Raw genomic sequence first — 16,726 nt, 5'->3', positions numbered from 1 at the left:
TCTTGCGGCACAATGGCCGCAATTCCCAGCACGTCTTCAACGACCGCATGCTGCATCGTCGGCGGAGGCCCCGCCGGCATCATGCTCGGCTTCCTCCTCGCCCGCGCCGGAATCGAAGTCACCGTCCTCGAAAAACACAAGGACTTCTTCCGCGACTTCCGTGGCGACACCATCCACCCTGCAACGCTCCAACTGCTGTACGAGTTAGGTCTGCTCGACCAATTCCTTAGCCTCCCGCACCAGCAACTCACCCGCCTGACCATCGCCATCGGCGGTCAGCCGTTGCCCATCAGCGATTTCAGCCAACTTCCCACGCAAGCAAAGTTCATCGCGCTCATGCCCCAGTGGGACTTCCTCAACTTCCTCTCCGCACAAGCCACTAAACTCCCCACATTTCACCTCCTCATGGAGCACGAGGTCACCGGTCTCATCGAGTCCCACAACCGCGTCACCGGAGTCCGCGCCAACACCCCCGCAGGTCCAGTCGAAATTCATGCCAAGCTTGTCGTAGGCTGCGACGGCCGTCACGCAACCACCCGAACCGCCGCCCATCTTCCCGTCCACGACACCGGAGCGCCCATCGACATCCTCTGGTTCCGGCTCCCCCGCCGCGACGGCGAGCCCGAGAACGCTCTCGGCAATATCAACTTCGGCAACTTCCTCATCCTCATCAACCGCGGCGACTACTACCAGTGCGGCTTCATCATCGCCAAGGACACCTTCGTCACCCGCGTCCAGCCCGAAGGGCTCGACGCCTTCCGCGACTCCCTCGTGCGCCTCGTCCCGTTCTTAAGCGATCGCGTCAACGAAATCACCAGCTGGGATCAGCTCAAACTGCTCTCCATCCAGGTCAACCACCTCACCCGCTGGCACAGCCCGGGTCTCCTCTGCATCGGCGACGCCGCTCACGCCATGTCCCCCGTAGGCGGCATTGGCATCAACCTCGCCATTCAGGATGCCGTGGCCGCGGCCCGCATCCTCGCGCCCCCGCTCAAAACCAGCATCGTCACCGAACTCACCCTCGCTCACGTCCAGAGCCGCCGTGAACTCCCCACCCGAATTGCTCAGCGTTTTCAGGTCATGGTTCACTACTTCCTGAACCGCACCCTCGGCCACCCCGCCGCGATCAAACCCCCACTGGTCCTCCGACTCTTATCCCCTCATCCCAGCTTCCGCCGCTTCATGGCGCGATTCATAGGCATGGGCGTCCGCCCCGAACATATATCAGGCGGACACTAATCCCAGCTACCCCTCAAACCCCCGGTTCCAGCCCTCAATCACCCGCGTCTCCCGCTCCCACCCCAACACACTCACGCTCCCTGTTCCCAACACAAACAACTCCCCCTTCCGCGCCTCCAGCCCAATCCAACGCGCCCCTAATATCCGCAAGATATGCGCATGTGCAAATAAAGCCACACGCCCGCCTGAACCAGCCGCCAAAGCCCGTTCAATCACACTATCTGCCCGCTCGCCCACCCGTTCCACGGTCTCTCCGCCAACAATCTCATCCTTCCAAACCGACCATCCCGGCGACTCCGCCCGAATCTCCGCCGTCGTCCTCCCCTCATGCACCCCATAGTCCCACTCCATCAACCCCTCATCCACCTTGGCGACATCCCCAAACCCGGCTATCGTGCAAGTCTCCCGAGCCCGCTTCATCGGACTTGTAAACACCGCCGCAAACTCCGTTCCGGCAAGATAATCCCGCAACTCCTCAGCCCGCTGCCGCCCATGCTCCGTCAACCCAACATCCGTCCGGCTGGTATGTTTCCGGTTCAAACTCCACTCCGTCTCCCCATGCCGAATCAACCAAAGCTCAGTTCCGTCACTCATTCACAACCTCCACGCTGATTCCTCTATCCTACAAAGATGGACTTCCAGCTCTCCACCACCTACAAACCCCAGGGCGACCAGCCCCGAGCCATCGACGAACTCGTCAGCGGTCTCAACGCCGGAGAGAAAGATCAAGTCCTGCTCGGCGTCACCGGCTCCGGCAAAACCTTCACCATGGCCAAGGTCATCGCCGAGTCCAACCGCCCCGCCCTCATCCTCGCGCACAACAAAACCCTCGCCGCCCAGCTCTATCACGAGTTCAAGACCTTCTTCCCCAACAACGCCGTCGAATACTTCGTCTCCTACTACGACTACTACCAGCCCGAAGCCTACATCCCCTCCGGCGACCTCTTCATCGAAAAAGAGGCCACCATCAACGAAGAGCTGGACAAGCTCCGCCTCTCCGCCACACGCTCCCTCTTCGAACGCCGCGACTGCATCATCGTCAGCTCCGTCTCCTGCATCTACGGCCTCGGCTCACCCGAAGCCTACTACGGCATGTTGCTCCTCCTCGAAAAAGGCCAGAAGATCAAGCGCGAAGACATCACCCGCCGCCTGGTCGAAATCCTCTACGAGCGCAACGACGTCGACTTCCGCCGAGGCACCTTCCGTGTCCGTGGAGACATCATCGAGGTCTATCCCACCTACGACGAAAACGCCTACCGCATCGAGCTCTTCGGCGACGAGATCGACTCGCTCTCGCAGATCGACCCCCTCTTCGGCAGCGTCCGCCAAAAATACTCCCGCCTCCCCATCTACCCAAAGTCCCACTACGTAGTCCAGCCCGAGCGCAAAAAAGCCGCCTCTGAATCCATCCTCGAAGAGCTCTTCGAGTGGGAAGCGCAGCTCGAAAAAGAGGGCCGCCTCGTCGAGTCCCAGCGCATCCACCAGCGCACCCGCTTCGACCTCGAGATGATTAAATCCGTAGGCTACTGCCACGGCATCGAGAACTACTCCCGCCACATGTCCGGCCGCCTCCCCGGCGAACCGCCGCCGACGCTGCTCGACTACTTCCCCCGGGACTTCCTCATCTTCATCGACGAGTCTCACGTCACCGTCCCTCAACTCCACGGCATGTGGCACGGCGACCGCAGCCGCAAGCAGAACCTCATCGACTACGGCTTCCGCCTGCCCTCCGCGCTCGACAATCGCCCCCTGCGCTTCGAAGAGTTCGAGTCCCGCACCGGCCAGATCATCTACGTCTCCGCCACCCCCGGCCCCTACGAACTCACCAAAGCCGCCGGTGTAGTTGTAGAGCAGATCATCCGTCCCACCGGCCTCATCGATCCCGTAGTCGAGATCCGCCCCGTCAAGGGACAAATCGACGATCTCCTCGCCGAGATCCGCGACCGCACCGCAAAAAACCAGCGCGTCCTGGTCACCACCCTCACCAAACGCATGTCCGAAGACCTCGCCAGCTACTATACCGAGGTCGGAGTCCGCTGCCGCTACATGCACTCCGAGATCGAAACCCTCGAGCGCATCAAGCTCCTCCGCGACCTGCGCAAGGGCGAGTACGACGTCCTCATCGGCATCAACCTCCTGCGCGAAGGCCTCGACCTCCCCGAAGTCTCCTTAGTCGCCATCCTCGACGCCGACAAAGAAGGCTTCCTCCGCTCGCAAGGCTCCCTCATTCAAACCATCGGCCGCGCCGCCCGCCACCTCGAAGGTCGCGCCATCCTCTACGCCGACAAGATGACCGACTCCATGCAGCGCGCCATCAACGAGACCGACCGCCGCCGCGAAAAGCAAGTCGCCTACAACGAAGAACACGGCATCACCCCGGAGAGCATCATCCGCCCACTCGAAATGGGTCTCGCCGGAATCCTCAAAGCCGACTACGCCGACCTCACCGACGAAGCCGAAGGCATGCCCGACTTCTCCACCCAGCAGGAACTCGACACCTACATAGGCAAACTAGAATCCGACATGCGCGAAGCCGCCAAAAAATTCGAATTCGAAAAAGCAGCCAAACTCCGCGACACCGTAAAAGAACTCCGCACCAAAGAATTCTTATTCAGTTAGCTACCACATCTGGGCACTATCACATCTGGGTGCCCCATTCATGACAGCTTTATCGTCATGAGTGGGGTCGTACCACCACAGGCATCTCTGGGGACACCCCATTCAATCGGCTACATCATCGCGAACGATTGTGAGGACGTCGGCGGGTGGCCCACTCACCAGATCTGGGTGCCCCATTCATGACGGCTCTATCGTCATGAGTGGGGTCGTACCGCCGCAGACATCTCTGACGACACCCCACTCATACGCAAAGAACGCGCATGAATGGGGCACCCAAACCTTCATTCCTCGTCCGATATACTTCCGTACATGCCGAGCCGTCTCAAGCGCTATCATGGCTTCGGCCACGATCACTTCGTGACCTTCAGTTGTTACCAGCGTCTTCCGTACCTCAACGACGACCACTCCCGCACAGTCTTCCTCGAAACCTTCGAACAGCTCCGCCAACGCCACTGTTTCTACGTCTTCGGCTACGTCCTCATGCCCGAGCACGTTCACCTCTTGCTCGGCGAGCCCAAACAATCAAAGCTCGAAGACATCTTCCGCGCCCTGAAAACACAAACCTCCAAACGTCTCAAAGGCGACCGCCAACAGTTCTGGCAACGCCGCTACCACGACTTCAACGTACTGACACAGGCCAAGCTCGTCGAAAAGCTCCGCTACATTCACCGCAACCCAGTCGAGCGCGGCCTCGTTCAAAGACCCGAAGACTGGCCATGGAGCAGCTTCCGGCATTGGCTCACCGGAGAAATCGCTCCGGTAGAGATCGAATCCCACTGGACCTTCAGCCGACGGATCGCCGACCAACCAAAACACTTGACCCGCCAGCTATAATTAATCCATAGAGGGAAAGATTCAGCCCGGCCATCCGCCGGGCTTTCGCATTTAACCCACCAAAGGCTTAGGTCCAGGCCCAAGTATGCCCACCTCATACCGAAGTCCAGACTTAAACCTTTTCATTCCAAGACTTTGCGGAAAAAGTACGGGGGGGGGGATACCCCATGACCAGCAAACCGAAGTCATCATTATCCAGAAGCTATGTTTGGGCTGGACATTGACGCAAGCTATGCGACACCATCAATAACTCGCACCAAGAGATATCAGGAGCGCAAACCTATGCCGATCCCCGCCACACCCAACGGCCTCATCTCCCACCCCAGCCCCTACACCGTCCCCGAAACCCTCGATCGCCTCGAGTCCATCCTCCGCGCGAAGAGCATCACCATCTTCGCCCGCATCGACCACAGCGGCGAAGCCGCAAAAGTCGGCCTCACCATGCCGCCGACGCAACTCCTCATCTTCGGCAATCCCCAGGGCGGCACACCGATCATGCTCGCCGCTCCTCTCGCGGCCATCGATCTTCCCCTCAAAGCTCTGGCCTGGCAGGACACCGAAGGCAAAGTCTGGTTAAGCTTCAACGATCCTCGCTACCTGCAAAGCCGCTATGCCCTCAACGACGATCTTCTCAAGCCCATCAGCGGCCTCGAAGTCCTTATCCAGCAAGCCATTGCCTGATACCCTAATCTCCGTGAAGATCCTCACCCGAATCCTCTTCTACTTTGGCGCCGCTGTCTTTGCGATCGCGCTCTTCGCTGCCGGCATCTATCTCACCATCCCCACACACAACACCGCCGCCTCTCACTTCGACACGCTCATCGTCCTCGGTTATCCCGCCAACGCCGACGGCACCCCTTCGCCCGAGGAGCGCGAGCGTGTCCTCGAAGGTGTGCGTGAGTACAAAGCGGGAGTCGCCCCGTACATCCTCATGACCGGCGCCGCCGCCCACAACCAATACATCGAAGCCGACGTCATGGCAGAATTGGCCCGCAGCCAGGGCGTCCCCGCATCGGCAATCCTCGAAGACGTGCAGGCCCAGAACACGATCCAGAACATCTATTACTCCGCCAGCATCATGCATCAGTACGACATGAACTCCGCCGAAATCATCAGCTCCCCCAGCCATCTTCCCCGCGCCGCCCTCGTCGTCAACACCTTCAACGTCGACCAGCCCAGCCTCTATATCAACTGGAGCACCCACGCCGCTTCCTGGCCACCCGAATACAGCATCTTCCACGAAGCCATCCTCTACATCGGCGAAGCCCGCAACTGCCTCATTCTCCGCTTCAACGGCTTCCCCTCCTCCCGCTTCCTTCCCCGTGATCGAGCCATAAATTAAGGCTCAATTCAAGATAAATTCAATCCCAAGAAAAAAATCTCCGCGCCCAAAGCGCCTTTATTCGGGTAGCATCGTTGTGCACCCCGAAGTAAACGTTCTCTCACCGCCTAATTCACGAAGGACCCATTCATGCGCCTCGGAAAATTCGCCGCAGTCCTCCTTGCCGGCTTGCCTCTCGCCGCCATGGCTCAGCAGCCCGCCACGCTCACCATCGACACTGCCAAGCCCATCGCCGCCGTCAGCCCCACCCTTTACGGCCTAATGACGGAAGAGATCAATTACTCCTACGATGGCGGCCTCTACGCTGAGTTGGTCAACAACCGCACCTTCCAATCCAATCGCGGCCCCAGCACCGCAGACTGGACGATCCTGCAGAACGGCAACGCCCGCGCCGCCATGGCCATCGACAAGAACACCGGCCCCAGCGAAGCGCTTCCCCTCAGCCTCAAACTCACCGTCGACAACGCCGCCCCCAAATCTGAAGCAGGCATCGTCAACAACGGCTACTGGGGCATCCCCGTCCATCCGTCCGAGCAATTCCACGGCTCCTTCTACGCGAAGGCCGACAGCGCCAGCATCGGTGCCGTCACCATCCGTCTCATCAACAACGACACCGGCGCCATCGAAGCCACCGCCACCGTCCCCGCCCTCAGCGCCGACTGGCACCGCTACGAGTACACCCTCAAATCCGGAGCCGTCACCGCCTCCGCCGCCAACCACCTCACAATCTCGGTCGAGCACTCCGGCACCGCCTGGTTCTCGCTCGTCTCCCTCTTCCCGCCCACCTATCAGAACACTGCCAACGGCAACCGCATCGACCTCATGCAGAAGCTCGCCGCCATGCACCCCGCCTTCCTGCGCTTCCCCGGCGGCAACTACCTCGAAGGGGACCATATCAACGAGCGCTACGAGTGGAAGAAGACCATCGGCTCGCTCGTCGATCGCCCCACCCACCCCAGCCCTTGGAACTACCACTCCTCCGACGGCCTTGGCCTGCTCGAATTCTTCGAGTGGTGTGAAGACCTGCACATGCAGCCTCTTCTCGCTGTCTACGCCGGATATTCCATGCGCCAGGAGCACGTCGATGCCGGTCCCGCCCTCGAGCCCTACGTTCAGGACGCCCTCGACGAGATTGAATACGCCACCGGCAGCACCTCCACCAAATGGGGAGCCATCCGCGCCAAAGACGGCCATCCCGCACCCTTCCACATCAACTACATCGAAGTAGGCAACGAAGATTGGTTCGATAAATCCGGCAGCTACAGCGGCCGCTACGCTCAGTTCTACAAAGCCATCAAGGCCGCCTATCCCGACATCCAGATCATCGCCACCGCACCGGTCACCGGCATTCGTCCCGATATCGTTGACGACCACTTCTACCGCTCTGCCCAGGAGTTCTTCAACGACGTCCATCACTACGACAACACCGACCGCAACGGTCCCAAAGTCATGGTCGGCGAGTGGGCCACCCGCGAAGGATCTCCCACCACCAACATGGGCGCAGCCCTCGGCGACGCCGCATGGATGACCGGCATGGAGCGCAACAGCGACATCATCGTCCTCGCCAGCTACGCTCCGCTCTTCGTCAACGTCAACCCCGGCGGCATGCAGTGGCCCAGCGACCTTATCGGCTACGACGCACTCAACAGCTACGGCTCGCCCAGCTACTACGCTCAGGCCATGTTCAGCACGCACGTCGGCGATCACGTCCTCGACGCGAAGCTCGACGCTACCAACCCGCGCCTCTTCGACTCCGTAACCCTCGATACCAAACACCGCCGCGTCATCGTCAAGCTGGTCAACGGCTCATCTCAGCCGCAGTCGGTCAGCATCAACCTCTCCGGCGCAAAAGTACGCAGCAACGCCCACGTCACCACCCTCGGCGCACCCACCACCGAAGCCACCAACACCATTACCGACCCCACGCGCATCGTTCCCGTCGTCAGCACGATCTCGAACGCTGCCTCCACCTTCACTCACACGGTCCCGCGCTTCTCCATCCAGATCCTCGATCTCGACCTCAACTAATTCAACCCAACACGGCCCATCCTTTCGTCCTCATCGAGGCGCAAGGATGGGCCGTTCTTATCTGCAATCGCGTCAGCATCATCTAATCTGAACAGGCCAAATTCAAAAGCCCGGAGCGATCCATGAGCGCAATCGGCAACGTCACCGCAAACACCGAACTGGTCGACATGGCGATGTCCTACTCGCGCAGCTGCATCCTCTGCGCCGCCGCCCGTCTCGGCATAGCTGACGCACTCGGCAACGACGAGCGTACCGTCGAGGAACTCGCTCAAACCTGCAACGCCAATGCCGCCTCGCTCTATCGTCTCCTCCGCGCCCTCGCCGTCCTCGGCATCACAACCGAGTCCGCTCCCCATCGTTTTGCCCTGACTCCATTCGGCCAACCACTCCGCAAAGACGCACCGAACTCCGCCTGGGCCAGCGTCGTCTTCTGGTCCGATCTCCTCGCCGATAACTGGTCTCACCTCACCGACTGCATTCGCACCGGCGACACCGCCATGCAGATCATGCAGCAGCAAGGAATCACCTCGCACTGGGCTACCGCTCCCGACGCCAACGCCATCTTCCGCGCCGTCATGGGAACTGCCCCGACAGAAAATTACTTACCCATCGCAAAACGGTGGGACTTCGCCAGCCGTCACGTCATAGCCGATCTCGGTGGCGGCGGCGGTTCCCTTCTCGCAGCCATCCTGTCCACGTCCCCTCATCTCCAAGGAATGCTGGTAGACCGCCCCGAATCCATCGAAGCCGCAAAACCCCGCTTCCAGAACAACGATCTCTCCGCCAGATGCAAACTAATCGCCGCGGACCTGCGCACCGAAGTCCCCCGCGGCGCGGACACCTATATCCTCAAGCACGTCCTACACGGCTACACCGATACCGCTGCCGCCGAGGTTCTTCGCAACTGCCGAGACGTTATGGACGCCGACGCCCGCCTGCTCATCATCGAATTCGTCCTGCCCGACATCATCTCCGAACCCAACCCGCAACTGCAGAGACGTCTCTTCAGCGACCTCAACATGCTCGCCGTCACCGGAGGCAAAGAGCGCAGCGCAGCCGAGTGGTCCACCCTGCTTCAAGCCTCAGGATTCACCACAGTGCAATTCATTCCCGTAGCCGAGATGGACGTCTCCATCATCGAGGCTCGAACTAGCTCTTAAGCCGCCGCACCCGACATCGGCTTCTTCCGGCTAAGGAAATAGAATCCCAATCCAATTCCAATCAGCGTCAACATCGCCGCCAGTCCCAGTATCCGCAGCACTGCTACCGTGTACTTTCCCGACGACGGAACATAGTTGCAGCAGTACAGCAGAAACAAATCCTTGGCCGTAGCAATCTTCAGGTGCGACGCATTCACCAGCGCCAGCCGCACATCTCTCGTCGGGTAATCAATCCCCGCCAGGTACTCCGACATCTTTCCCTCCGGCGTGGCAAACATGATCACGCTCGAATGAGCGAACTGGTCCATCTTCCCATCCGGCCCCGGCACCCGAACGTAGTGAAACCCTGTAGCCTCGCTCAGCGCCGTAATCGAAGGCTCCTGCCCGGTCAAAAAGTGAACGCTGTCACCCGCCCCCGGCTGCCCGATCCCAGCCAGAAACGTCTTCTTCGCCACAGCCGCATCCGCCGGTGTGTCCATCGGATCGATACTAGCCACCACAACGTCATAGTCCTTCCCCGCCGTCAGCCCCGTCCCCTTCAACCCGGCAGCCATGCCATGCAGCACCTGCGGACAAAGCATCCCACACTTGAAATAGACCAGCGCCAGCGCAATCGGTCGCTGATGAAAATATTGGCCCAGCGTGACCTGCTTCCCCGCATCGTCCACAAAAGCAGTCGCCAACGGCAGCGGCTGATTTAACCGCTCCACCAGACCCGCACCCTTCAGATAGTCCGGCGTATGCTGCGCCATCGTCCCCATCGGCTTGTCCATACCAATCTGTTGCGCATACGCCCCTGTTGCCAACAGACCCAGACCCGCTACCGCCAGAACCCCAAAACGCCGAAACCCAATCAAAGCACCCTCCAACCGACTCTCTCTCCATGCTACGCCGTTGCCCCACCGCATTTGATTCTGAGGTACCCGAAGACTTCAGCCTTGAGTAGCATAAGGAGACAAAGTATAAGAAACCGCTCTTTCCCATCAGCCCAGAGGAAAACATGATCATCATCAGCGACGAACACGTAGACCTGCCCACCCCCAACGGACCCATGCGCACCCACATCGTCCGTCCTGCCGCACCCGGCCGCTACCCCGGCATAGTTTTCTACTCTGAGATCTTCCAGATCACCGCGCCCATCCACCGCACCGCCTGCCTGCTCGGGGGACAGGGTTACATCGTTGCCATGCCCGAGGTCTATCACGAGTTCGAACCCGCAGGCACCGTCTTCGCCTACGATCAAGCTGGCTCTGACCGCGGCAACGCCCTCAAGACCACCAAAACCATCGAAAGCTACGACGCCGACGCCCGCGCCGCCATCGACCACCTCAAGTCCCGCCTCGACTGCACCGGACACATCGGAGCGCTCGGCATCTGCCTGGGCGGACACCTCGCCTTCCGCGCCGCCATGAATCCCGAAGTCCTCGCCACCGCCTGCTTCTACGCTACCGACATCCACAAAGGCAGCCTCGGTAAAGGCATGAGCGACGACTCCCTCCAGCGCGCCGCCGACATCAAGGGCGAACTACTCATGATCTGGGGCCGACAAGACCCCCACATCTCCCTCGAAGGCCGCCTCAAAGTCCTTGCCCGGCTCAACGAGCTTGGCACCCGCCTGAGCTGGCACGAGGTCAACGGAGCCCACGCCTTCATGCGCGACGAAGGCCCCCGCTACGATCCCGAGCTTGCCTACAGCCTCTACGGTCTGGTCTTCAACCTCTTCCACCGCAAACTAGGCCAGGGCGACCTGACCACCATCTATCGCAAAGATTAACCGAACTGGAGTGCATCGTTGATCGACATACTGAACATCGATCAACGATGCCTAAACAAAAACGTTGTCTCGCAGGCTCCGCATCTTTCGGACGGCACACCTTCGTTCCATACGCAACCATGGGGAGTCGCCGTACTGGGGAAGCTGCGTGTTTGCGCGCCCGGCGACCCTCGTTCACGGATCTGGTCTGATAAATAGCGAAATCGTTGGTTGGATATGAATTATTCGCTGCCATCGCAGAGCGACGTACTTACGACTACCACCGTTCCAGAACCTTCAACCGCAGTCCTGATGACGGCCGGAATGTTCGTGCTGCTCATCCGGCGATTTCGCAAAAAATTGAGGTTAGCGGAAGCGTCGACTGCGATCTAGACACAATTTTTGTAGCTAGTGGAAATGGTCTAGGCGAAACGTTTGCGGCTCGCGTAAAGAAGACTCGCTCCCCCGAGACCGGTAGCCAGCAATAAGAAGGAAGATGGCTCAGGAGTCGTGGCTGCGGGAGCGACAGTGTACACACCGTTAGAAAAGGCCATACTGTCTTCGAATTGTCCGGTAGCTGTGCACGGAAAAGATGCACATTCCGCAAGGCCATCCTCGGAAAGGACGTTTTCCCGATCAAACATGTTACCGGTGGGGTTGAAAAATACCGGGACGGAGAAATTTACGACATAGTTGCTGATCGGCGTGTTGGGGTCAATCGAGACCGTTCCCGCCAACGTTCCTCCCGTCGGCCCCGTCAGACTTCCTTCGGCATAGTCCAAAGGATCGCTGAAAGAATAGGTGACGTTCTGCGTCACCCCAGTTCCAGGGATCAAAGTGGGCACGTCGAAAGTGGCTGAGAGCGTTGATCCAGGATGCAAATCACCCAGATTGAAGGTGATCGTCTCGATAGTGTCAGCCTTCGCCAAACCTGCTCCGGCGATCAGTAAGATAGCGGAAAGCAATACTTTCATAAGGGTTCCTCATCTTGAAAATTGTCTCCTGGGCCGGGAACCGAATCTAGCACACGTCGTTTTCTCGTGTCAAAATGAAACACCGATGCCCTCGACAAAGCGAATCGCAGAGCCAGTAAACTGCATTCTTGGGAGAGCTAGTGATAATCCCTCGACAAGCCTGCTAAGACAGCGCGCGAACTTCCTGAAATGTCGACTTTTCGGCAAGTTCACCTCTCAAATTGGCGAACTGGAAGGTAATCCGACAATGGCTTTTCACATCCGAATTGCCAGCAATCTGGAAACTAGCTCCCACCCACAGTTTCAGCCTATTGACAGCCCCGATATAATTAGATCAGAAGGTAAAAGAGAAGCCCGGCACTAGCCGGGCTTTTTCATTTAGCCTAACTTGACCTGAGTCCCGACTCAAGTCCGGACTTAGGGGCATAAACATACTTGCCTAACCCAAGGCGGTTCGTTATGCTGATCTTGGGAGGGAACGAGCAGCAGCATAATCTGCTATCCCTATATGAACTTATGTACGAAATAAAGCTCAGCGATCTGGTTGCGATCCTAGATCGCCTAAGGTTCTACGAGTCCTTAAACTACACCTCAGATGGGTATGTAAAGGATCGTCGAACAATGGAACGACTCGAAGCAGTCCTCGTCGATCTGCGAAAATTTTCGCCTGTCCTCAACTTTGACGCCGGACTAGAAGCCCAGATTTACCATTTGCAAGACCTGATCGATGAAGATTTTGGGCAGACCTCACACATTGAGATTGAAGCCCTTATTCGCTCTCTTCAACACAGTCTGATTGACTTGCTTAGAAATCGCAAGTTCTTTTATATGTCTCCCGAACTGAGCAAGTTTTACAGGGCACCCTGCGTATTTGGGAACGACCTACTAAAGAGTTTCCCCGAAGCTTCTGAAGATATGTTGGAGGCAGGTAACGCATATGCTGCAAATCTAAATACTGGCTCGGTATTCCATTCCATGCGTGTGGCCGAGTTTGGATTACGTCATGTTGCAGCCCAGTTAGATATTGAGTTGACCGATGGGAAAAAGCCTTTGCCTGTAGAATTTGCGACTTGGGAAACAGTCTTAGCTGCGATTGACAAGACCAAGAGAGAATTACGCCAAGAGCCAAAGAGCTATCCGCAGAACGATAGATTGCGCTTCTATTCAGACTGCGGAGAGACCCTTTCGCATCTAAAAGACCTCTACCGTAATGATGTAATGCACACTCGCCGACACTACAACAAACACAACGCAATGGACGCTATGCAGCGCGTTGCAGGTCTAATGAAAACACTCGCTGAATCTCCATATAAGACATTAAAAGTAGAATGACAGTGACATCGCGCCGTAGGAGGTATTGAGTGGTTAAGTGGGAATACAGCGTTATCACGATTAACACGGAATATGAGGTTCCGTTCGAGGGGGATCTCGAAGATTCTCCTCCCAGCGGCGAAATTATTCAATCGCACCTAAAGGAGATGGGTGCGGATGGATGGGAGCTGGTTTCGTTTCTGCCCGCGCTACCCATGGCGCAGAAGTGGAAAGGGATAGATTCTGCGAATCCGTGGATGTATCACGCAGTATTCAAACGGCAGACAGAGGATTAAAATAAAACGACCACCCTGCCAGGGGTGGCCGTTTCTGATCTTTGATGGGCAATCGGGCGTGATCGCTCTACGCGAATCTTCGCATGGAGCATGTTGTGAATCAAGGCGAATCTATTGAGGTCTACCTTTTATCTCAGCTTTTGAAAGCCAACCTGCAAGATCGATGTCTTGATAGCGCTTCAGACTTTCTTCGCATACTAGCTTCAGGAGTTGCGCTCCGGTCTCGTCAGCTTCCGGCTTTTGGAGCAGGCGCTGCACTCTACTCCGAATTGCTGCGTCAGATAGACCCTGCTTACGCAAAATGCTTCGCAAAGCATTATTCTCGCGCCTGCAAAGATCAGCAATCTCAAAAATGTTAATTGCTATTTGAACGTGCGGAGGCACGCTACTTCCTCTCTTACGTGCCATTCAAGAGACCTCCCTTTCAGGATTGCGCTATCATAGCCGCATGAAATCCTCCACGCCAGAAATGGCGAGATTCAACGACGCCTTACGTTCAGTGATGACGGTGACGAAGCCGGAATTGACGGCCATGCTCCACGACCAATCGGCCATCGAATCCGTGCGCCAACCCAAAGGCCCCAAGCCTAAATCTTCGGCTTCGGGCCGCGCTTTGCAAAGTAAGGGTTAGGCTTGCGTCGTACCCACCTTGCCGGTTAGCTCGGCATAGGTGAGACGCTTGTTTGCGACCTGAGAGAGTGCGATATAGAAGCGGTCAGCATCGTTCAATGGGTTATCGCGGGTGGCGCGATGGTTGAAACGGAATACCTGCTCATCAACATAGCGGTCTAGGTGGAATGGCTCTACAGCGACGTAGGTTCCGCGTAAGGTGCGCTTGGTGAGCGACCAGAAGTTCTCTAAGCAGTTGGTATGCACCTGACCGCGCACGTAAGCGTCTACATGGCTCACGGTCTCATGGACGTACTTCTCGTGTAGCGCGTTATAGGAAACAGCCTGATCGCTATAGATCACAGAGCCGTGTTCGATATTGGCCAGAATCTCATTCTGTAAAGTCTCACGCTTGACGTTGGGGACGACGGTTGCCCTCACCTGCCTAGCCTCACGGTCGTACATGCCCATGATGGCAGCTTTACCAGCACGGCCATAATTATTGACCGTCCGCGCTTGCTGGCTCTGGATACGGGCGATTCTGAGCCGCCGTTCCTTGTGCATGTTCGCTGGTTTGCCGCCGATGAAGGTTTCGTCCACTTCAACCGCCCCGCCCTCACCGCTGCCCATCTTGAAGCTGAAATCCCGCGCTCTGAGGGCCAGCCGGAGCCGTTGGAGCATGAACCATGCCGACTTCTGAGTGACGCCTAAATCTTTGGCAATCTCATAGCTGGAGACGCCATTCTTGCAATTGACCAAGAGCCAGAGCGCGGGGAGCCATTTCTTAAGCGAGATAGGAGAATCCTCAAAGATTGAGTTCACCTTCACCGAGAATTGTTTGCGGCAGGAGCGGCACTTCCACCGCTTCTGAGTCTTCAGGTAATAAGGTTTGTCGGCATCACAGTAACCACACCGCACACCCTCCGGCCAGCGCATCATCGCAACGGTGTCGATACAAGTCTGCTCATCGCTAAAGTATTGAATCGCTTCGAGTAATGTCTTTGGGCTTTCCATAGACAGAACGATAGCAGGAATATATGGGTTAGTCAAATATATTTATACCGACTTAGGTCATTTATTTTGAAGACTTTAGGACCTAAGTACGGGGAGGGGGGGTACTTACATAACGCCAGAAAAACGTCGCCGAACTAGCGCCAGCTCACGGCCAGATGCCAGCGCATCTCCCTGTCCCGGGCTTTTTCGAGAACCTCCGCATACTCCTTCAGTTCAGAGATCACCTGTTTCCCTTCGGTCCCTAGCTGCTGGGGGTCATCCCGTAGGGCCTGCAAAAGCGCCTGGACCGTCTTCAGGCCATCGGCAGGCGGATACCATTGCGGCGGCGGAAGCTTTCGCAGCAACTCCTGGTCGCCTGCACCCTCCTCGATCAGCAGCGCCATCGAGTTCTCGTCCGCAGAGAAGAACTCAATCAGCGGACGCACCCCGAGACTGAGCGCGAGCTTTTCAAGAGCGTCCTCATGCCGGGCCAGCGAACGCCCATTCACGAAGGTATCGAACCCCGGGTCTTCACCCTCGACCACGATGTACATGGAAGCAGCCATTCAAGGAAGTGTACCGCTCTCTCAAGAGGAAAGTCACCGAATCGAGAGCACCGCATCAGAGTCTCCACCCCTCGAAAACAGAATGTACCCAACCCCAAACACCAGCAAAACCAGTCCCGCCCCCATCCGCACCGTCGGAGCAGGGCGCAAAAATACAAGACCTTCCAGCACGGTAAAAAGTGGAACCACCAGATACCGCGCAGCGAGACGCACAGGCGTCATCTCGCGCAGCAACCACACCAGAAGAAGCAGCTCCAGCAAACTGTACAGCGAGTGAATTGAGATCAAAGCCGATGCTCCACTCCAACTCTCCGCAAAAGGCAAGCCTGCAAAGTGACAGGCCGCAAGAAACACGGCATTAGAAAGACAGATTACGGCCAAAGCCTCCATCATGCCGAACCCGCGAAGCAGCCGATAGATCCATTCACTGGCAAAGCCGACCAGAACGATAACCAGCAGAAGAACGCCGAACATGGCTTGTCCGCGCACCGACATGGGAAAGTTGAACGGGAGCAGCAATAAAGCGCCTCCAAAGCCAATCAACGCGGGAACAAAGAAGCGACGCACTCCAGGCTCCAGTTCGCGCGCGGCCGCAACCACCACAACGACGAACGGCACCAAAGCAAAGAGAGCCGCTCGGCTGATATCCGACATCCCATCGCGTACCCATTCGCTAAGAACGGTGGGCAAACCAAGCAGCAGAACACTCAGTCCAGCCAATTGCAAACACAGCCACTCCCGCCGCTTCAATCGCCCCCATAGTTGCCGATACGAAAGCATCCCCGCCGCCAACCCAACAACCCCATAGAAACAACCTTGCTGCGCAATCGGCAATGCATTCAAGTCCTCGGCGGGAAGCAGCCACGAACTCGAGAGCATGACACACAGCGCACCAAACGCGATCCAGATCGTACGTCTCATTCTTCTATCGCTGCCTTTCGGTCGCCATGATCTAAGTTGCAGGTTGCTGCGTAAAAAGCAGAAGGGCCGCGCAATCTGCGC

The 16,726-nt window shown here is 57.6% G+C and carries 18 protein-coding genes; 11 read left to right on the top strand and 7 right to left on the bottom strand.

Translation table 11 applies throughout. The annotated features are described in order from the left end of the window. The first annotated feature begins 12 nt into the window (after positions 1-12). Entirely contained in the window at positions 13-1,239 is a 1,227-nt protein-coding gene (locus P4G45_RS05515) for an FAD-dependent oxidoreductase (protein WP_348268676.1), read from the top strand. Between the two features lie 6 nt (positions 1,240-1,245). Here the strand turns inward: P4G45_RS05515 and P4G45_RS05510 are convergent, their stop codons facing one another. Beyond that, positions 1,246-1,833 carry a histidine phosphatase family protein gene (locus tag P4G45_RS05510; protein WP_348268675.1) on the bottom strand — a complete coding sequence of 196 codons (588 nt, stop codon included), beginning with the start codon at positions 1,831-1,833 and terminating at the stop codon, positions 1,246-1,248. A 36-nt stretch (positions 1,834-1,869) separates the two neighbouring features. Here P4G45_RS05510 and uvrB point away from each other — a divergent pair, with 36 nt between their 5' ends. The 6 genes from uvrB to P4G45_RS05480 all read left to right on the top strand — a co-directional run bounded on the left by uvrB (position 1,870) and on the right by P4G45_RS05480 (position 9,222). After that, a complete protein-coding gene (gene uvrB, locus P4G45_RS05505) occupies positions 1,870-3,858 on the top strand; it encodes an excinuclease ABC subunit UvrB (RefSeq protein ID WP_348268674.1) in 1,989 nt (662 codons plus the stop codon). 309 nt (positions 3,859-4,167) lie between these two features. Next, entirely contained in the window at positions 4,168-4,692 is a 525-nt protein-coding gene (locus tag P4G45_RS05500) for a transposase (protein WP_348268673.1), read from the top strand. A 282-nt stretch (positions 4,693-4,974) separates the two neighbouring features. Further along, positions 4,975-5,373: a DUF302 domain-containing protein gene (locus P4G45_RS05495; protein ID WP_348268672.1), complete on the top strand. Its 399-nt coding sequence runs from the start codon at positions 4,975-4,977 to the stop codon at positions 5,371-5,373. Further along, the gene (locus tag P4G45_RS05490; RefSeq protein ID WP_348268671.1) at positions 5,366-6,034 is read left to right on the top strand and encodes a YdcF family protein; all 669 of its coding nucleotides are present in this window, start codon (positions 5,366-5,368) and stop codon (positions 6,032-6,034) included. The genes P4G45_RS05495 and P4G45_RS05490 overlap by 8 nt, the downstream gene beginning before the upstream one ends. A gap of 129 nt (positions 6,035-6,163) precedes the next feature. Further along, a complete protein-coding gene (locus P4G45_RS05485; RefSeq protein WP_348268670.1) occupies positions 6,164-8,062 on the top strand; it encodes an alpha-L-arabinofuranosidase C-terminal domain-containing protein in 1,899 nt (632 codons plus the stop codon). 122 nt (positions 8,063-8,184) lie between these two features. After that, positions 8,185-9,222: a methyltransferase gene (locus P4G45_RS05480; RefSeq protein ID WP_348268669.1), complete on the top strand. Its 1,038-nt coding sequence runs from the start codon at positions 8,185-8,187 to the stop codon at positions 9,220-9,222. Here P4G45_RS05480 and P4G45_RS05475 read toward each other — a convergent pair. Further along, complete coding sequence (locus P4G45_RS05475) at positions 9,219-10,079, bottom strand: SCO family protein (RefSeq protein ID WP_348268668.1); 861 nt, start codon at positions 10,077-10,079, stop codon at positions 9,219-9,221. The two genes, P4G45_RS05480 and P4G45_RS05475, sit on opposite strands and share 4 nt — an antisense overlap. A gap of 143 nt (positions 10,080-10,222) precedes the next feature. Between P4G45_RS05475 and P4G45_RS05470 the strand changes: the two genes are divergently transcribed. Together P4G45_RS05470 and P4G45_RS16970 are read left to right on the top strand one after the other, a co-directional pair. Further along, positions 10,223-10,996: a dienelactone hydrolase family protein gene (locus tag P4G45_RS05470; RefSeq protein ID WP_348268667.1), complete on the top strand. Its 774-nt coding sequence runs from the start codon at positions 10,223-10,225 to the stop codon at positions 10,994-10,996. Between the two features lie 216 nt (positions 10,997-11,212). Continuing rightward, positions 11,213-11,368, top strand: a complete 156-nt coding sequence (locus P4G45_RS16970) for a PEP-CTERM sorting domain-containing protein (protein ID WP_373694160.1) — start codon at positions 11,213-11,215, stop codon at positions 11,366-11,368. 29 nt (positions 11,369-11,397) lie between these two features. Here the strand turns inward: P4G45_RS16970 and P4G45_RS05465 are convergent, their stop codons facing one another. Next, positions 11,398-11,949 carry a PEP-CTERM sorting domain-containing protein gene (locus P4G45_RS05465; protein WP_348268666.1) on the bottom strand — a complete coding sequence of 184 codons (552 nt, stop codon included), beginning with the start codon at positions 11,947-11,949 and terminating at the stop codon, positions 11,398-11,400. A 621-nt stretch (positions 11,950-12,570) separates the two neighbouring features. On the opposite strand from P4G45_RS05465, the gene P4G45_RS05460 reads away from it, so the two are divergent. Then, complete coding sequence (locus tag P4G45_RS05460; RefSeq protein ID WP_348268665.1) at positions 12,571-13,281, top strand: hypothetical protein; 711 nt, start codon at positions 12,571-12,573, stop codon at positions 13,279-13,281. A gap of 29 nt (positions 13,282-13,310) precedes the next feature. After that, complete coding sequence (locus P4G45_RS05455; RefSeq protein WP_348268664.1) at positions 13,311-13,556, top strand: DUF4177 domain-containing protein; 246 nt, start codon at positions 13,311-13,313, stop codon at positions 13,554-13,556. A gap of 111 nt (positions 13,557-13,667) precedes the next feature. Here the strand turns inward: P4G45_RS05455 and P4G45_RS05450 are convergent, their stop codons facing one another. The 4 genes from P4G45_RS05450 to P4G45_RS05435 all read right to left on the bottom strand — a co-directional run bounded on the left by P4G45_RS05450 (position 13,668) and on the right by P4G45_RS05435 (position 16,645). Then, positions 13,668-13,964, bottom strand: coding sequence for a hypothetical protein (locus P4G45_RS05450; protein WP_348268663.1), 297 nt, complete (start codon positions 13,962-13,964; stop codon positions 13,668-13,670). Positions 13,965-14,183: 219 nt separating this feature from the next. After that, positions 14,184-15,179 (bottom strand): IS1595 family transposase, encoded by a 996-nt coding sequence (locus P4G45_RS05445; RefSeq protein ID WP_348268662.1) that lies wholly within the window; start codon positions 15,177-15,179, stop codon positions 14,184-14,186. A 134-nt stretch (positions 15,180-15,313) separates the two neighbouring features. Beyond that, positions 15,314-15,724, bottom strand: coding sequence for a hypothetical protein (locus P4G45_RS05440; protein ID WP_348268661.1), 411 nt, complete (start codon positions 15,722-15,724; stop codon positions 15,314-15,316). A gap of 33 nt (positions 15,725-15,757) precedes the next feature. Then, positions 15,758-16,645 carry a hypothetical protein gene (locus tag P4G45_RS05435; RefSeq protein ID WP_348268660.1) on the bottom strand — a complete coding sequence of 296 codons (888 nt, stop codon included), beginning with the start codon at positions 16,643-16,645 and terminating at the stop codon, positions 15,758-15,760. Positions 16,646-16,726: the final 81 nt, after the last annotated feature.

The sequence above is a fragment of the Edaphobacter paludis genome (assembly GCF_039993895.1).
Classification (GTDB): domain Bacteria; phylum Acidobacteriota; class Terriglobia; order Terriglobales; family Acidobacteriaceae; genus Edaphobacter; species Edaphobacter paludis.
This window is presented reverse-complemented; position numbering and strand designations above follow the sequence as displayed.

Bases quoted from the DNA above. Each gene is read 5' to 3' on its own strand.
- P4G45_RS05500 (WP_348268673.1), top strand. From the start codon at position 4,168: ATGCCGAGCCGTCTCAAGCGCTATCATGGCTTCGGCCACGATCACTTC.
- P4G45_RS05515 (WP_348268676.1), top strand. From the start codon at position 13: ATGGCCGCAATTCCCAGCACGTCTTCAACGACCGCATGCTGCATCGTC.
- P4G45_RS05450 (WP_348268663.1), bottom strand. From the start codon at position 13,964: ATGGCACGTAAGAGAGGAAGTAGCGTGCCTCCGCACGTTCAAATAGCA.
- uvrB (WP_348268674.1), top strand. From the start codon at position 1,870: ATGGACTTCCAGCTCTCCACCACCTACAAACCCCAGGGCGACCAGCCC.
- P4G45_RS05435 (WP_348268660.1), bottom strand. From the start codon at position 16,645: ATGAGACGTACGATCTGGATCGCGTTTGGTGCGCTGTGTGTCATGCTC.
- P4G45_RS05495 (WP_348268672.1), top strand. From the start codon at position 4,975: ATGCCGATCCCCGCCACACCCAACGGCCTCATCTCCCACCCCAGCCCC.
- P4G45_RS16970 (WP_373694160.1), top strand. From the start codon at position 11,213: ATGAATTATTCGCTGCCATCGCAGAGCGACGTACTTACGACTACCACC.
- P4G45_RS05465 (WP_348268666.1), bottom strand. From the start codon at position 11,949: ATGAAAGTATTGCTTTCCGCTATCTTACTGATCGCCGGAGCAGGTTTG.
- P4G45_RS05470 (WP_348268667.1), top strand. From the start codon at position 10,223: ATGATCATCATCAGCGACGAACACGTAGACCTGCCCACCCCCAACGGA.
- P4G45_RS05440 (WP_348268661.1), bottom strand. From the start codon at position 15,724: ATGGCTGCTTCCATGTACATCGTGGTCGAGGGTGAAGACCCGGGGTTC.
- P4G45_RS05460 (WP_348268665.1), top strand. From the start codon at position 12,571: ATGGAACGACTCGAAGCAGTCCTCGTCGATCTGCGAAAATTTTCGCCT.
- P4G45_RS05480 (WP_348268669.1), top strand. From the start codon at position 8,185: ATGAGCGCAATCGGCAACGTCACCGCAAACACCGAACTGGTCGACATG.
- P4G45_RS05445 (WP_348268662.1), bottom strand. From the start codon at position 15,179: ATGGAAAGCCCAAAGACATTACTCGAAGCGATTCAATACTTTAGCGAT.
- P4G45_RS05485 (WP_348268670.1), top strand. From the start codon at position 6,164: ATGCGCCTCGGAAAATTCGCCGCAGTCCTCCTTGCCGGCTTGCCTCTC.
- P4G45_RS05510 (WP_348268675.1), bottom strand. From the start codon at position 1,833: ATGAGTGACGGAACTGAGCTTTGGTTGATTCGGCATGGGGAGACGGAG.